The sequence below is a fragment of the Pseudomonas sp. DW-iso3 genome (genome assembly GCF_058725305.1).
The window spans coordinates 327,519-342,524 of record NZ_JBZXDZ010000001.1 but is presented as its reverse complement, the minus strand read 5'-3'; the positions used below and the strand labels follow the sequence as shown (position 1 = coordinate 342,524).

At 56.7% G+C, this 15,006-nt stretch carries 11 protein-coding genes; 3 read left to right on the top strand and 8 right to left on the bottom strand.

The features are described from left to right. Positions 1 to 81: 81 nt before the first annotated feature. The 8 genes from AC4PS7_RS01630 to AC4PS7_RS01595 all read right to left on the bottom strand — a co-directional run bounded on the left by AC4PS7_RS01630 (position 82) and on the right by AC4PS7_RS01595 (position 10,312). Positions 82 to 4,365, bottom strand: a complete 4,284-nt coding sequence (locus AC4PS7_RS01630; protein ID WP_492179035.1) for an RHS repeat domain-containing protein — start codon at positions 4,363 to 4,365, stop codon at positions 82 to 84. Further along, complete coding sequence (locus AC4PS7_RS01625; protein ID WP_492179034.1) at positions 4,320 to 4,850, bottom strand: hypothetical protein; 531 nt, start codon at positions 4,848 to 4,850, stop codon at positions 4,320 to 4,322. The genes AC4PS7_RS01630 and AC4PS7_RS01625 overlap by 46 nt, the downstream gene beginning before the upstream one ends. 53 nt (positions 4,851 to 4,903) lie before the next feature. Then, positions 4,904 to 5,875 carry a hypothetical protein gene (locus AC4PS7_RS01620; protein ID WP_069672386.1) on the bottom strand — a complete coding sequence of 324 codons (972 nt, stop codon included), beginning with the start codon at positions 5,873 to 5,875 and terminating at the stop codon, positions 4,904 to 4,906. A 246-nt stretch (positions 5,876 to 6,121) separates the two neighbouring features. Further along, positions 6,122 to 6,571 carry a molybdopterin synthase catalytic subunit MoaE gene (gene moaE, locus AC4PS7_RS01615; protein ID WP_069672387.1) on the bottom strand — a complete coding sequence of 150 codons (450 nt, stop codon included), beginning with the start codon at positions 6,569 to 6,571 and terminating at the stop codon, positions 6,122 to 6,124. A gap of 2 nt (positions 6,572 to 6,573) precedes the next feature. Continuing rightward, a complete protein-coding gene (gene moaD, locus AC4PS7_RS01610) occupies positions 6,574 to 6,816 on the bottom strand; it encodes a molybdopterin converting factor subunit 1 (protein ID WP_010212960.1) in 243 nt (80 codons plus the stop codon). Next, the gene (gene moaC, locus AC4PS7_RS01605; protein ID WP_021491848.1) at positions 6,813 to 7,286 is read right to left on the bottom strand and encodes a cyclic pyranopterin monophosphate synthase MoaC; all 474 of its coding nucleotides are present in this window, start codon (positions 7,284 to 7,286) and stop codon (positions 6,813 to 6,815) included. Before moaC ends, moaD begins: the two co-directional genes overlap by 4 nt. A 167-nt stretch (positions 7,287 to 7,453) precedes the next feature. Next, positions 7,454 to 8,848, bottom strand: coding sequence for a PhoH family protein (locus AC4PS7_RS01600; RefSeq protein ID WP_005785025.1), 1,395 nt, complete (start codon positions 8,846 to 8,848; stop codon positions 7,454 to 7,456). 339 nt (positions 8,849 to 9,187) lie between these two features. Further along, positions 9,188 to 10,312, bottom strand: coding sequence for a polysaccharide deacetylase family protein (locus AC4PS7_RS01595; RefSeq protein WP_154847405.1), 1,125 nt, complete (start codon positions 10,310 to 10,312; stop codon positions 9,188 to 9,190). Between the two features lie 169 nt (positions 10,313 to 10,481). On the opposite strand from AC4PS7_RS01595, the gene yaaA reads away from it, so the two are divergent. From yaaA to alg8, 3 genes are all read left to right on the top strand, one after another. After that, positions 10,482 to 11,261, top strand: a complete 780-nt coding sequence (yaaA, locus tag AC4PS7_RS01590) for a peroxide stress protein YaaA (protein WP_010212966.1) — start codon at positions 10,482 to 10,484, stop codon at positions 11,259 to 11,261. Positions 11,262 to 12,096: 835 nt separating this feature from the next. Beyond that, complete coding sequence (locus tag AC4PS7_RS01585; protein WP_010212967.1) at positions 12,097 to 13,413, top strand: nucleotide sugar dehydrogenase; 1,317 nt, start codon at positions 12,097 to 12,099, stop codon at positions 13,411 to 13,413. 83 nt (positions 13,414 to 13,496) lie between these two features. Next, complete coding sequence (gene alg8, locus AC4PS7_RS01580; RefSeq protein WP_032882964.1) at positions 13,497 to 14,978, top strand: mannuronan synthase; 1,482 nt, start codon at positions 13,497 to 13,499, stop codon at positions 14,976 to 14,978. The last annotated feature ends 28 nt before the right edge of the window (positions 14,979 to 15,006 follow it).

Below are 15,006 nucleotides of genomic sequence, written 5' to 3'. Positions count from 1 at the left end.
TACCTGCTTTTTTGTCCACTATTTCCTGCGGAGCGACATCGCCGCAACGCTTTCCACGTTGCTGATGTGTTTGAATCACCCTTACCGTTGTGGTGCCGCCTGGTAAAGCTCACTCAGGATCGGCTGACGAATACGTAAAGCCTCCTCCCTGAACGCCTGATAAAACCGGTTTGCGGTGTCTGGCATGTCGGCGATGTGCGCCAGCTCCGAACGTGATTGCGACTGCGCCTCACGTCTTTCCCCCTTAGTCGCGTCGTCCACTTCGGAAGGGGAGTCGAGAGCGTCGTAACGCGCCACCAACGAGCGCATCAAATTAGCCGTTCTGACAAATGCTCGTGTGGAACCGAACGCCTTACTGCTAGTGGTCACCGCTTTACCGAATTTAAAGGTTCGACCCAAGATTAATTTGCTCCCACTCCTCAGCGCCTCACGCAGTGGGACGTCGACAACAAAACCAGCTGTGTTCTTCCCTACATCCACCCCCGTCTTCGCCGCGCCATACGCTTTACTCGCAGCCCCCCAGGCGTTGTATCCACTGGCTGACCAACTGGCGATGGAAAAGGAGAAAGACGCCCACCCCAGATTTTTAATGTGATGGGAGCGATCCCATCCGTTTGCGTTATCAACCGCTTCTATACTCAGTGCGGTCACCCCTAAGATGTTGCCAATGACACCCATCGTCGCTCCGACGACGGCTACTATCTGGGCCGAGGTAACGGCGGCTAAACCAGCAGCAGCAATGCCTGCCAAACCTGCCCCCAGTGTCACAACGCCAAACGCCAACGCAGCCCCCGTGAAAGCCCACTTCAACCAGGTCGGCCACAACCCGCTGGGGTCCATCATGTTGGTCGGATTACACGCAGCGTACCCATAACCATTGACCCCACCTTCATCGAAAGGGCTCAGCGGATCAGCCTGCAGAAATATCATCAGGCGCGGGTCATAGGCGCGCACGCCGCTGCCGAGGACGTAGAGGTTGGTCGCTACGTCCAGTCGCTGGCCATTGATTCCAGGTAGTTGCAGGTCGGCCATGCTGCGGGCCTTACCATCGTCCAGCGATATCGTCGTATCGCCATAGGGCGTGTAGTGTCGCCGCACATGAGCCTCGCTTGGGGCGGTTATGCCGCGCACGCTGCCAGAGGCATCGTTGGCATACAACTGCACCCCATCCACCCCACCGCTGAGTGCCATCACTTGATCATCGCCGTTGGCGTAACGGATGGTTTTGTTCCCCTCAACCAGTAGTTCAAGGCGTTCGCCGCTATAGGCCAACCTCACTGGCGGCTCATCGCCCCGGGATGCAACGACCTGTCGGGAGTCGGCATCGTACTGGTAGCTGTACTGGTCGGAACCGGCGTGCACACCTGTCAGTTGCTCAAAGGCATTGTACGTATAGACCTGCCCAGACGGTCCTGCCTGCAGGTTGCCCGCCGCATCGTACGTCAGGGTCACATCTTGTGGTGGTGCCGTATGGGTCAGGCGAGTCAATTGTGTCGGATCGGCGCCGGTGAAAAATCGCTCGCAGATGTCCTGCGTGCCATCGACAAAGGTGGTCACTACGCCGGTGATATTGTTGAGGCCATCTAAGCTGAAGTCCTGCCCGACAATGCCTCTCCCCAAATGATCCTGAGGCTGTTCGAGGCCTTCGCAACGGTAGGTTTTCAACCGTAAGAAAGCGTCGTAGGTGAACGTTTCACCAATCACCACCCGCGAACTCGCGTCTCGAAGAAAGCGGGTCGCCAACAGACTGTTGGCGTGATACGTATTGGTCATCACCTGCAGCAGTACACCGTTCTCCTCGAAGCGGCGTTCGGCTTCCCGTCCCCATGCATCATAAGACACCTTGGTCACCACCGTCGTGTCCTCATAGACCGTGGTCAGGTCCTGAGGCCGGCCAAGGGTATCGTAGCCTTGCTCGATCACCAGGGGCCCGGTGGTGATCCGGGAAAAACGCCCGTAAATATCGTACTCAAGCGTGCTGAGCTGACCATCGGCAGCCGTTTGATACAACAGGCGCCCACCAGGAGAATGGCTATACAGCGCAGTGAGTGACGCACCGTTGGCGGTTTGAATATCCTTTTCTGGATGGCCATTCGCGTCCTGAAAATACTCGTGAATCAGGCCATCGGTTTCCGAGCGGGTCAACATGCTGGTAGTTGCATCATGTCGGTAGGCGCTCACCGGAAGCCCTGTCATCTCTCTACGGATCGGTACACCCAACTCCTTATCGTAAGTCAGCGTCTGACGATGACCCCGTGGGGAAGTTATGGCGACAGGCTCATTCCATCCAGGCTCATACTCCCAGGTTGTGGCCTGCCCCGTCCCGCGCGTCTGACTGGTCAAGCGGCCCAGGCTGTCATAAGTACGGGCCCCCAGACACTTGCCATCGACCGCCAACGCACTGATCATTGCGTCGCTGGTGCCGGGGGCATAGTCCGTTTTTTGCAGCCTTTGCGGCGTGCCATCAAGCGGTATTTCAAGGGTCGTCATTAACCGGTCGAAGGCATCATAGGTAAACTCGGTGCGCTTGTTGCCCATATTATCCAGTACCGACAGGCAGCGCCCCAAGCCATCGTAGGTGCGCGACTCCACTTCGACAGTCGCGCCGCCTGCGTCGAGACGTTCCACTTTTACCGGCTGATTGTGCTCATTGAAGTAACGCCTCAAGCGCTCGCCGCCTTCAACTCCTTCGACCCTGAGGTTGAGCAGTGGATCGTACTCATCGATCTGCACACTGCCATCGGCGCGGGTCACACGACTGGAGTTGCCCCAATGGTTATAGGAGTAGGTGCTTTTCAATGAGCGCTGCCCATCGGTCAGGTAATCGTGCTTGACCACTTCCGATAGTTGCTCCAACGCGTCGTAACGCCACGTTCTGGTGACACGCTCCTGGTCACGGTTGGCACCGATCAATTGAGCTTCGGACACTTGGCGCCCGACACCATCAAAGTAGGTAATGACCTGGTTATTTTGCGCATCAGTGGTGATCAAATGAGCACGTTTTTCCGGCGTCGCAAAATGATAGGCGTAACGCCGCCCGGCTTGCTGGGGTTTGCCGAGAGAAACTGTTTCCGCTGTCAAACGGCCACTGACATCGAACGCCAGATCCAGTGAGCAACCACCGTCTCGAGTCATCGACAGCAACCGCCGATTGACCAGCGAGAGCGTGCGTGCCGACTCAAGCCATTGCCCCTCACGCCCCATCATGCGCCGGGTCTCAACAAGGTTGCCCGCCGCAACGGTGTAGGTGAAGTGACTGGTCAACGCAAGCTCGTCGATTGTATTGGACGTGCTTTTCAATCGACCAACCAACAAGACGGGTGTGTCGTAGTAGGTATGCCGCGTGCTGAACAGGTCAGGTTGAGTCACCGACTCCTGCACCACAAAGTAGCTGTTACCCGTCTGTGGCACACGGGTATGTGTGTACTCGGTGAGTCGTGCGGCTGGCGTATCGCCTGCGGCAACAAGGCGCTCTTGCTTCACGAAGCGCTGGAACAAACCATGGGGGTCGGCCGGACACTTTCCCGCCTCGCCCGCGACCGGGTAATAGCTGCGTTCGACACAAACGCCAGAGGCTTCGGTACGACTTAGCTCGTTGCCATAGTCATCGGTCTCCATGGTTTGCACTTCTTCACGAGCGTTGCCGCCAGCAACCAATTCGAAGCGTCTGACCACCTGCCGAGGCAATTGCAGGTTGGGCGGCTGATCAGGGAACAATTTTCCAGGGAGGATGTTATAGGCAAGACTTGTGGTGGTTCGGGTCCCTTCGCGGGTCACGCGCTCCTCGGTCAACAGGTGGAACTTGTTATAGGTCATGCGGGTGGCATACAACGGGGCATCATTGTTGCTCACATCAATGACCGTCTCTTCGCCCCAATAGGCATAGTCACCGGCAATCAGGTACATGTTTTCTTCACCCGGAGTGAAGCCACCCGAGTAGGGATAACCTGTGAAGTTAGTCCCCGCACTGTAACTGTACTTACGACCGATCGGTGGCTGATTACCCCCCGGGGTTTGCCGCCACCCCACCACGCGCGGGATGTACTGATTGTTTGCGTATTGATGGCCATTCTCTTCGTAGCTGATGAGTGTGTTACCCCCCATCGGTGAGTTGACTTCGCTGATCGCGATGAGGCCGTTGCGAAACGGTCTGTGGTAGACAAATGTATAGGCCGCAGTTTCCGGAGCCTGTGTACGATCGTAAGGGACAGTGACGCGCACTAGTTGGTTGTTAACATTCCCATAGGCAATTCGAGTACGGGCATACCGGCCACCGTCAATCAAAACGTCGGCCTCCACAAGTAAGGCGCCCATGTAGGTCAACACCAACAAGTCTTGCCCTTGATCGTTCTGAATGCGCTCCAACGGCCCCCCTGGAGATAAGAAAAGCGCAAGCGCTCACCGTTTTCAAACTGAATGGCTGTGATCTTGTAAGGCCCAGAGCTACTCGGGCGCCCTAGGATTTCAAGGGTGCCGTCCTTATAAATCACGTGAAGCGTGGACTCGCCGACACGCTGGACCACCAGGTCCTTGAGCTTTCGGTCCTTGATCACCAATGTGCGCCCCACAGACGGCAGCCCATGGGTTTGGTATTGCTCACCTGTCAACAACGTCAGCTTTGAAGTCGCCAGATCAAACTCCGTGTTGTCAAGGCGCCACCCGGCGCCATAGTTACCTGAGACATCTGAGTTCAACAGGGAGAAGGAGAGTGCAATTTCACGACTTATTTCCAACGGCCCCTGCGGGTAGAGTGTGGCCAGTGCAATACGGCAAACGTACTGACCAGTGCGCGTGTCGACAACGCCATTGAGGCGGCTATTGAAGTTAAAAGCATTGGAGTAAACGTTCATAAAAGTGAAAGCCCCTATTCAAAATAGATGCGCGTCACAACCCCAATCAACAACTAAGTTCTTAACACCAGCACATTTCCTTTGTCGGTGAAGCCAATATAAAAAACGTGCTCACACCCATAGTTATCCCACAGACGCCATCCACTTTGCCGGTTGTCATCGGGAGTATTGATCCACCCTCTATATCGCGCAGCACGCATAATGGTAGACATCTTATTATAAAGAACCTCCCCCGAACCATTGTCCTTCTGAATTTTATCCACTGTTAACCTACCGCTCTCAACCATTACAACACCACCTTTAAACCGGATCCCATCGTTCGTATGCTGAACATACGAGGTATGAAAATGTGACCCTTCTCCCTCGACAACCACGGGCGAATCCAAACCCCGATTTTCAACAAAACGAATACCTTTAACGGTTGGCGTCATATAATAGATATCTATATCGACTTTATTGTGGTTGTGGGAGTACGCATCAAGGTCGACATAGGTACTCAGCTCGTTAATCTCTAACCGGTAGGGTCTAGTGAGTTGGATATCCACGTAACTCTGAAAGGGTACCCCCCCCACCGATCCATTGGTGGTATACGTTTTTCCCCCTACGTAAATTTTTGCCATTAACCTTTCGGTCCCTATGGACGCGCTCGTACCGGCTCTCATATACAACTTTATCAATTCAAAACTGCTGTCAACAGGGTCGAATTCTGCCCTAGGCTCTTCCGCGGAGTCTTCCGTGCCTAGCGGCCGCAGGCCTACGTCGAATTGGTTTTTAGTTTTATCGCACGACCACCCCCGAGGAAGTACGGATTCAGGGAAACCATAAGCCGTAATTGTTGCGCTATTGCGCTCAGTTGTAGTTAACGGAGTTTCAATATAGCTGCCATTGGCATCTTCGACTTCTTTCTTTATCAATATATTTAACTGGCATTGATGCCGACCGTTGGCATAAAGCTCATTAGTCCAGTTCTGCCCGTTAGGCAGCTTCACCTCAAAGGCTCTTATAACAATGTCGCCCGCGGCCATAACGCTCTCCTTCACGCATGCCTCATGCTGTCGCACTGGCGGCATGACCATCAAAGTAAATTTAACCACCTAGACTTATTTAATATTCAGCGCGGCACCGTGCCTACTGTCAGAACTGACAGGCAAGCGGTGTTTTTCAGATTAGTTTTGAATTAAAAGACTGTCGCTCAGAGCGTTTCAACTGAGCCATGCGCTCAAACCTCGTTATCACCTTGAGCATGTATTAACGAGGTTTTTAACCTTGCATTACTTCCAGCGCAGCGCCGCATCATGGTCGCTACTGCGACCTTCTACCCAGCGGGGGCCCTGAGGCGTATTTTCCTTCTTCCAGAACGGCGCCCGCGTCTTCAAGTAATCCATCACAAACGCACAGGCATCAAACGCTGCCTGACGATGGGCACTGGCTGCCGCGACAAACACAATCGGCTCGCCCGGCTCCAGCGCGCCGATGCGGTGAAGCACTTCCAGCTTGAGCAACGGCCAGCGCTGCTCGGCTTCGACGGTGATCTTGGCCAGGGCTTTTTCGGTCATGCCGGGGTAGTGTTCAAGGAACATTCCCGCCACATCCAGGCCGTCGTTGAAGTCGCGCACATAGCCGACAAAGCTCACCACCGCCCCCACGCCGACATTGGCCGCGTGCATGGCATTCACCTCGACGCCCGGATCAAACGCCTGGGCTTGCACACGAACGGCCATGGTCAGCCTCCCGTCACGGGGGGGAAGAACGCCACGTCGTCACCTGCCTGCACCGGTTCCTCGAGGTCGCACAACTCTTCGTTGCGCGCGCACATCAGGCTGGTCTCGTTGAGTACCGCGAACGCAGGGTCGCTGGCCAACGCGAGGCGCACAGCATCGACGGTGGCGAAATCGCCCTCCATCTCCAGCGAATCAAAGCCCACAGCCTCTGCGTAACGCGCAAAAAACAATACGTTGATGCTCATGCCTGATCCGCCTTGAAATGCCCGCTTTTACCGCCGAGCTTTTCCAGCAGGCGGATGTTTTCGATGGTCATGCCGCGGTCCACGGCCTTGCACATGTCGTAGAGGGTCAATGCGGCGACACTGGCGGCCGTCAGCGCTTCCATCTCCACGCCGGTCTGCCCCGTGAGTTTGCAGCGCGCCACAATGTGTACGGAGTCTGCGCCCTCGGCGCTCAATTCGACCTTGACGCCGGTCAGCATCAGCGGATGGCACAGCGGGATAAGGTCACTGGTTTTTTTCGCGGCCTGGATCCCGGCAATGCGGGCCACGGCAAACACGTCGCCCTTGGGATGGGCGCCGTCGACAATCATTTGCAGGGTCTCGGGCAACATGCGCACGCGCGCTTCGGCCACCGCCTCGCGGAACGTCACGGACTTGTCGGTGACGTCGACCATATGGGCGCGACCTTGGGAATCGAGATGAGTCAGCACGGGGATACTCCTGATCAGGAGCGTCGATTGTAAACCTAACACCGATCAAAATGTGGCAGCAGCCTTACGTGAGAGCGGACTTGCTCGCGAATGCGGCGTGTCAGCCAATAAAGCCGGCGACTGACACACCGTTTTCGCGAGCAAGCCCGCTCCCACAGTGATTGCGTTTACAAATGCGATTCGGCGTATTCAGCCAGAATCGAACGAGGTACCCCTTGCAGCGCAATATGCACGCCGTTCGGGAAGTCCTTGAAGCGTTCCGTCAGGTAGGTCAGCCCGGAGCTGGTCGCGGACAGGTAAGGGGTGTCGATCTGTGCCAGGTTACCCAGGCACACCACTTTGGAACCGGCGCCGGCACGGGTAATGATGGTTTTCATCTGGTGCGGGGTGAGGTTCTGGCATTCATCGATCAAAATCAGGCTCTGCTGGAAGCTGCGACCTCGGATGTAGTTGAGGGATTTGAACTGCAACGGCACTTTGCTGAGGATGTAGTCGACGCTGCCATGGGTGTTTTCGTCATCCATGTGCAAGGCTTCGAGGTTGTCGGTAATCGCCCCCAGCCACGGTTCCATTTTTTCCGCTTCGGTGCCGGGCAGGAAGCCGATTTCCTGGTCCAGGCCCTGCACACTGCGGGTGGCGATGATGCGGCGATAGCGCTTGGTCACCATGGTCTGCTCGATGGCGGCAGCCAGGGCAAGAATGGTTTTACCGGAACCGGCAGCACCGGTCAGGTTGACCAGGTGGATGTCCGGGTCGAGCAGCGCATACAGCGCCAGGCTCTGGTAGATGTCACGCGGTTTCAGGCCCCAGGCTTCCTGGTGCAACAGGGGTTCCTGATGCAGGTCGAGGATCAGCAGCTTGTCGACCTGGATCTCTTTGATCCAGCCCACGAAGCCTTGTTCGTCGACGATGAATTCATTGATGTGCACGGCCGGCAGGTTGTCGATCAACTGCACCTGGTGCCAAGTGCGGCCATGGTCCTGGCGGGTTTCGACCTTGCTGACGCGGTCCCAGAATGAGCCAGTCATCATGTGATAACCACGGGACAGCATCGACACGTCGTCGACCAGTTGGTCGGTACTGTAGTCCTCGGCCGCGATCCCACACGCTCGGGCCTTGAGACGCATATTGATGTCTTTGGTCACCAGCACCACGCGCAGGTCCTTGTCGCGGGCGTGCAGGTCGATCAATTGGTTGATGATTTTGTTGTCGTTCAGATTCTCCGGCAGCAGGCTGTTGGGCTCGCTGCGCTTGCTCATCAGAATCGACAGCAAGCCCTTGGGCCCGCTTTTGCCGCGCTGGATCGGTACGCCGACTTCGACGTCCTCCGGCGACGCTTCGCCCAATGTCTTGTCGATCAGGCGGATGGCCTGGCGGCATTCGGCGGCAACGCTGTGGTGCCCACTTTTGAGTTTGTCGAGCTCCTCAAGCACGATCATCGGGATGGCGACGTGGTGTTCTTCGAAGTTGAGCAGTGCGTTTGGATCGTGAATCAGTACGTTGGTATCAAGCACATAAAGGATTGGCTGGTCGGAAGAAGGGTTACGTCCATGATCATCCATACTCGGTCACCTTTGTGGGAGCCAGTCGACGCAATACCTGGGCGGTGCTGCGCCTCGATTCGACCACCGACTGCACCTGAGTGACGTCAAGCGCAGTGCCCACCTGAGGAGTCTTGGAAGACGCCACCTGTGCTGCAGGTTTCGGCGATCTGACTTCGTAATACCGCAAAACGTGTGACAGAAAAAAGCACTTTGACGTTTTTTTGAAGTTTATTTTTCAGGATGACGAATAGCACTAGCCGCGTGCCACGTACCCCGCTAAAGTCGGAAGTCCGCCTGCATCGAAATCTCGCACAAAATCACCCCGAAATCGCCTCACACTCAACAGGGCCGGGCACTTCAGCGAAATGCCTCCCGGCAGTCCTGCCAACCCAGACCACTCTGCGCCGTCGCCTGCAACAGCATGGGTAATGCTACCCGCGCCTTGTCCTGGGTGTCGTGAAACACAATCACGCCTTTGCGCCACAGCAGCATCAACGTCAGCACCCGCTGCGCCGACTCATCGGCCTTGAGCTTGCCCGGCTCGTCCTGGGAATCGATGTCCCACAATGCCACTTGCAAGCCTTGGGCTTGAAAGAAACCCTGGCTGTCTGCGCGACGTTGACCATAGGGAGGACGGAACAGCGGCACGTAGTTTTCCGGCATCAGGTTTTGCGCCAGTGTCGCGCTGCGGGTGATGGAACTCTGCCAGTCCACCCAATGGCTGTGGGAGCGGTACTGCCAACCTTGGGTGCCCACGCACTGGCCCTGGTACAGCGCCTGCACATCGGCAACCGAACTGCGTTCGACACGGGTTTGCAGGCTGCTGCCGAGGGCGAAGAACGTGGCGTTCATCTTCTGCTTGCGCAGGTAGTCGGTGAGCCAGTCGGTATTGCCGCTGACCGGGGCCGGGCCGCCGTCGAAGGTCAGCAGGAACAGGCGGTCGTTGAATTCATCGCCATTACGCTCATGGTCGCCAAAGCGCGCGATTTCGCTGCTGATCTGCGGGAACAGCGCGGCCTTGCGCAGCAGCTCGTCCAGATAGCGCTCATGAAAGTGCCGGCTGGGGTCGGCCCAGCCTATATAGAAGGAATCTGCACTGACCTCGAACTTGCCCGCCTGCTCGCGCAGGTCGTCCATGCTCTCTACCAGGTAGCAGAATGAGGCATCTACCTCGCAGCTCTGCTGGGCAAAGGTGTAGTTCTCCAACAATCGCTGCCAGAGCTGGCGACGCAGGTCGTCAATGGCGGAGAGGTTAATGATCTTCAGGCCCAGGCGCTGCTTGAGCGCGGCTTCGTCCTGATTCTCGCTGGCCAGCAGGCTGTGGGCGAACATCAGGATTTCGGCGCGTGAGGCCACGTCGAACAACGCCGGGCTGCCGAGTTTTTCGGGCCAGGTGCCACGGTCCAGGCTGGCCACATCCACGGGCGCCGCCCGGGCATTCAGGCACAACATACAAGCCAACAACAAAAGCGCTATTCGCACACGGGGTCTCCCTCTCCAGAGTCACCGGCCATCATAGCGGACTAACTGCCGATTATCGTCGGCGCGCGCTTGCTCGCGCCTACAGAAATCGGGGTATCTATGGGCTTCATAGGTGGAGTCAAAACGCCCCAGCCCCTAGAATCCCTTCACGATTACAGGAGACGACTTCATGCTGATGGTGATTTCACCCGCCAAGACCCTCGATTTCGAGACCGCGCCTGCGACCCAGCGCTTTACACAGCCGCAGTACCTGGACCACTCTCAGGAGCTCATCGAGCAACTGCGCGAGTTCAGCCCGGCGCAAATCAGCGAATTGATGCACGTATCCGACAAGATCGGCGGCCTCAACGCCGCCCGTTTCGGCAGCTGGACCCCGGCGTTCACCCCCGCCAATGCCAAGCAAGCGCTGCTGGCGTTCAAAGGCGACGTATACACCGGGCTGAATGCCGACACTTTCAGCGATGCCGACTTCTCCTACGCCCAGGACCACCTGCGCATGCTCTCGGGCCTGTACGGTCTGCTGCGCCCCCTGGACTTGATGATGCCGTACCGCCTGGAGATGGGCACCAAGCTGCCCAATGCCCGTGGCAAGGACCTGTACGCGTTCTGGGGTACACGTATCAGCGAATGGCTGAATGAAGCGTTGGCTGAACAAGGCGATGACGTTCTGTTGAACCTGGCCTCCAACGAGTACTTCTCGGCGGTCAAGCGTACGGCCCTGAACGCGCGGATCATCAACACCGAGTTCAAGGACCTGAAGAACGGCCAGTACAAGATCATCAGCTTCTATGCCAAGAAAGCACGGGGCATGATGAGCCGCTTTGTGATCGAAGAACGCATCAATGACCCGGCCAAGCTCAAGGCGTTTGATGTGCAGGGCTATCGCTTCAATGCCGAGCAGTCGAAGCCGGACAACCTGGTGTTTTTACGCGATCACGCACCGGAATAAGGCGGCTCCGCCCGTCACCGCACGGAATATCAACTGTGGGAGCAGGTAAGCCAGCTCCCACTTTTTTATCCAGCTCACTCAGAAAATAGTCATTATTTTGACGTCAAAAAATATTCCGAAACCTCTCTAACAATTCTTTCACTCGACATTCGTCGTTTTTTTTCGTAGTGGCACCACTTTTTTTAAAGTGTAGTGGCACAAAACTATCTCCCTGTACCAACTCCCCACAACTACTGGCCCAAGTAGCAAGTGCTATCAATATAGTACCAGTGCCATCTTTCCTAATATTTCAAGAAATTTCCGGAAACAGGATGAGCGGCCTGGAACTTCGTCTAAACGCACGGCTCATACCACCGGTAACGAAATTCTCTGTTTCTGTAGGAGATGACTTACACCATGACCCAAGGAAGTAGCAAAGTTGCCCCATCAACTTTGACTCATGGGTCATAACATCAACTGATATGAGTTGAGGGCGGCGATAAGGATGAATTGCTATCCCCTATAGGCCAAGGGAGCGCTTACCCAAATGTGTCAGTGATGACACCCAAGGTGTTGATAGTTAAAGGCTTAAAGCTTCTATCTGCACCCTGAGGCACTGGCGTCGGCACCTTCCACCAGGAAGGCCGGCTGCATTTCAGGGCAAGCCCCAATAACAAGGCCAAGTTGCGCACAACTTGAGTGCAATAGTTAGTCACTCACTAATTAACATGCCTGTACGCGGTAAGTCGGCGTCTATTCGCCCAACTTCCGTGGCATCAGTGACGCTTGCAAACATGAACTCCGGCCATTAATTGGCATGATTAATACAGTCTTCAATGACAAAGAGGTAAATGCGATGCGCATCAGCATATTTGGTCTCGGTTACGTTGGCGCAGTATGTGCCGGTTGCCTGTCTGCCCGTGGCCACGAAGTGGTTGGCGTAGACATCTCCAAGGACAAGATTGACCTGATCAATGCCGGCAAATCGCCAATCGTTGAACCGGGTCTGGGCGAGTTGTTGAGCCAGGGTATCGAAACCGGCCGACTACGCGGCACGACCAACTTCGCCGAAGCCATCCGTGATACCGACCTGTCGATGATTTGCGTCGGTACGCCGAGCAAGAAAAACGGCGATCTGGAACTGGACTACATCGAAGCGGTATGCCGCGAAATCGGCCTGGTCCTGCGTGACAAAGCCACCCGCCACACCGTGGTCGTGCGCAGCACCGTACTGCCGGGCACCGTGGCCAACGTGGTAATCCCGATTCTCGAAGACTGCTCCGGCAAAAAAGCCGGCGTCGACTTCGGTGTCGCGGTCAACCCGGAATTCCTGCGTGAATCCACCGCCATCGCCGACTACGACCTGCCACCGATGACGGTCATTGGCGAATTCGACAAAGCCTCCGGCGATGTCCTGCAGTCGCTGTACGAAGAACTCGACGCACCGATCATCCGCAAGGACATCGCCGTTGCCGAGATGATCAAGTACACCTGCAACGTGTGGCACGCCACCAAAGTGACCTTCGCCAACGAGATCGGCAACATTGCCAAGGCCGTCGGCGTCGACGGTCGCGAAGTGATGGAAGTGGTTTGCCAGGACAAGACCCTCAACCTGTCCCAGTACTACATGCGCCCTGGCTTCGCCTTCGGTGGTTCGTGCCTGCCTAAAGACGTGCGTGCCCTCACCTACCGCGCCAGTTCCCTGGATGTGGAAGCACCGCTGCTCAACTCGCTGATGCGCAGCAACGAATCCCAGGTACAGAACGCCTTCGACATCGTTTCCAGCCACGATAAACGCAAAGTCGCGCTGCTGGGCCTGAGCTTCAAGGCCGGCACCGATGACCTGCGCGAAAGCCCATTGGTGGAGCTGGCCGAAATGCTGATCGGCAAAGGCTTCGATCTGAGCATCTACGACAGCAACGTCGAGTACGCCCGTGTCCACGGCGCGAACAAAGACTACATCGAAGGCAAGATCCCGCACGTGTCGTCCCTGCTCAACTCGGACTTCGACGACGTGATCAACAACTCCGACGTGATCATCCTGGGCAACCGCGATGAGAAGTTCCGTGCCCTGGCGCATAACGCACCGCACGGCAAGCAAGTGATCGACCTGGTGGGCTTCATGGCCAATGCCACCAGCGCCGGTAGCCGCACCGAAGGTATTTGCTGGTAAGAGCAACGGCAAGTTCCGGGCTGCAAGCGTACCCATCCCCAGCGCTTGCAGCCTGGAGCCTTCTTCACCTTCGGATGACGCTTATGTCCAAGTTAAAACACGTACTGCTCCAATCCGCCGGCTGGCTGTTCTTTCTGAGCCTGCTGATGGGACTCGCCCTGCTTTTGCCGGCGAGTACGTTCGACTCCGAGTCGAAGAATTTTATTTTCCTGATTGGCGCCGTCGGCATCTGGCGCTACTCGATGGGTGCTACGCATTTCTTTCGCGGCATGCTGTTTCTCTACGTGGTCTACCCACACCTGCGCCGTAAAGTGCGCAAGCTGGGCAAAGCTGCCGACCCATCCCATGTGTTCCTGATGGTCACCAGTTTCCGTATCGATGCGCTGACCACCGCGCAGGTCTACAGCTCGGTGATCCGTGAAGCCATCGAATGTGGCTTTCCCACCACCGTGGTCTGCTCGCTGGTGGAAATGTCCGATGAGCTGCTGGTGAAAAGCCTGTGGGAACGCATGAACCCGCCGGAACACGTGAAGCTCGATTTTGTGCGTATCGCCGGTACCGGCAAGCGCGACGGCCTGGCCTTCGGTTTCCGCGCCATCTCCCGCCACCTGCCGGATGACCGCGCAGTGGTTGCGGTGATCGATGGCGACACCGTGCTCGCCGAAGGCGTGGTACGCAAAACCGTGCCGTGGTTCCAGCTGTTCGACAATGTCGGCGGCCTGACCACCAACGAGTTCTGCGAAGTGCGCGGCGGCTACATCATGAGCGAGTGGCACAAGCTGCGCTTCGCCCAGCGCCACATCAACATGTGCTCCATGGCCCTGTCCAAGCGCGTACTGACCATGACCGGTCGTATGTCAGTGTTCCGCGCCAGTGTAGTGACCGACCCGGGCTTTATCGCCGACGTGGAAAGCGACTCGCTGCAACACTGGCGCCTGGGCCGCTTCAAGTTCCTGACCGGTGATGACAAGTCCAGCTGGTTCAGCCTGATGCGCCTGGGCTACGACACGTTCTACGTGCCGGACGCGGCGATCCACACCGTGGAACACCCGCCGGAAAAGAGCTTCATCAAGGCCAGCCGCAAACTGATGTTCCGCTGGTACGGCAACAACCTGCGCCAGAACTCCCGTGCCCTGGGCCTGGGTATGCGTCGGTTGGGCCTGTTCACCAGCATCGTGTTGTTCGACCAGCGCGTCTCGATGTGGACCTCCCTGCTCGGCCTGACCGTGGCAATTATCGCCACCTTCAAGTACGGCGGCGCGTTCATCCTCGCGTACCTGCTGTGGATCGGCATCACCCGTCTGATTCTGACCCTGCTGCTGTCGTGCTCCGGCCACAAGATCGGCCCGGCGTACCCGGTGATTCTCTATTACAACCAGATCATGGGCGCGCTGGTGAAGATCTACGTGTTCTTCCGCCTTGATCAACAGTCCTGGACCCGCCAGGACACCAAACTGACCCGCGATTTGGCCAGCTTTCAACGTTGGTTCAACACCTGGTCGTCTCGGACCATGACCTTCTCCGCCGGCAGCATTTTCGTCGCCGTGTTGCTGATGATGGTCTGACCCTGCCAAGCCTGAATTAACCAAGGAA

Bases quoted from the DNA above. Each gene is read 5' to 3' on its own strand.
- AC4PS7_RS01625 (WP_492179034.1), bottom strand. From the start codon at position 4,850: ATGAACGTTTACTCCAATGCTTTTAACTTCAATAGCCGCCTCAATGGC.
- AC4PS7_RS01620 (WP_069672386.1), bottom strand. From the start codon at position 5,875: ATGGCCGCGGGCGACATTGTTATAAGAGCCTTTGAGGTGAAGCTGCCT.
- moaE (WP_069672387.1), bottom strand. From the start codon at position 6,571: ATGGCCGTTCGTGTGCAAGCCCAGGCGTTTGATCCGGGCGTCGAGGTG.
- moaD (WP_010212960.1), bottom strand. From the start codon at position 6,816: ATGAGCATCAACGTATTGTTTTTTGCGCGTTACGCAGAGGCTGTGGGC.
- AC4PS7_RS01600 (WP_005785025.1), bottom strand. From the start codon at position 8,848: ATGGATGATCATGGACGTAACCCTTCTTCCGACCAGCCAATCCTTTAT.
- yaaA (WP_010212966.1), top strand. From the start codon at position 10,482: ATGCTGATGGTGATTTCACCCGCCAAGACCCTCGATTTCGAGACCGCG.
- AC4PS7_RS01585 (WP_010212967.1), top strand. From the start codon at position 12,097: ATGCGCATCAGCATATTTGGTCTCGGTTACGTTGGCGCAGTATGTGCC.
- alg8 (WP_032882964.1), top strand. From the start codon at position 13,497: ATGTCCAAGTTAAAACACGTACTGCTCCAATCCGCCGGCTGGCTGTTC.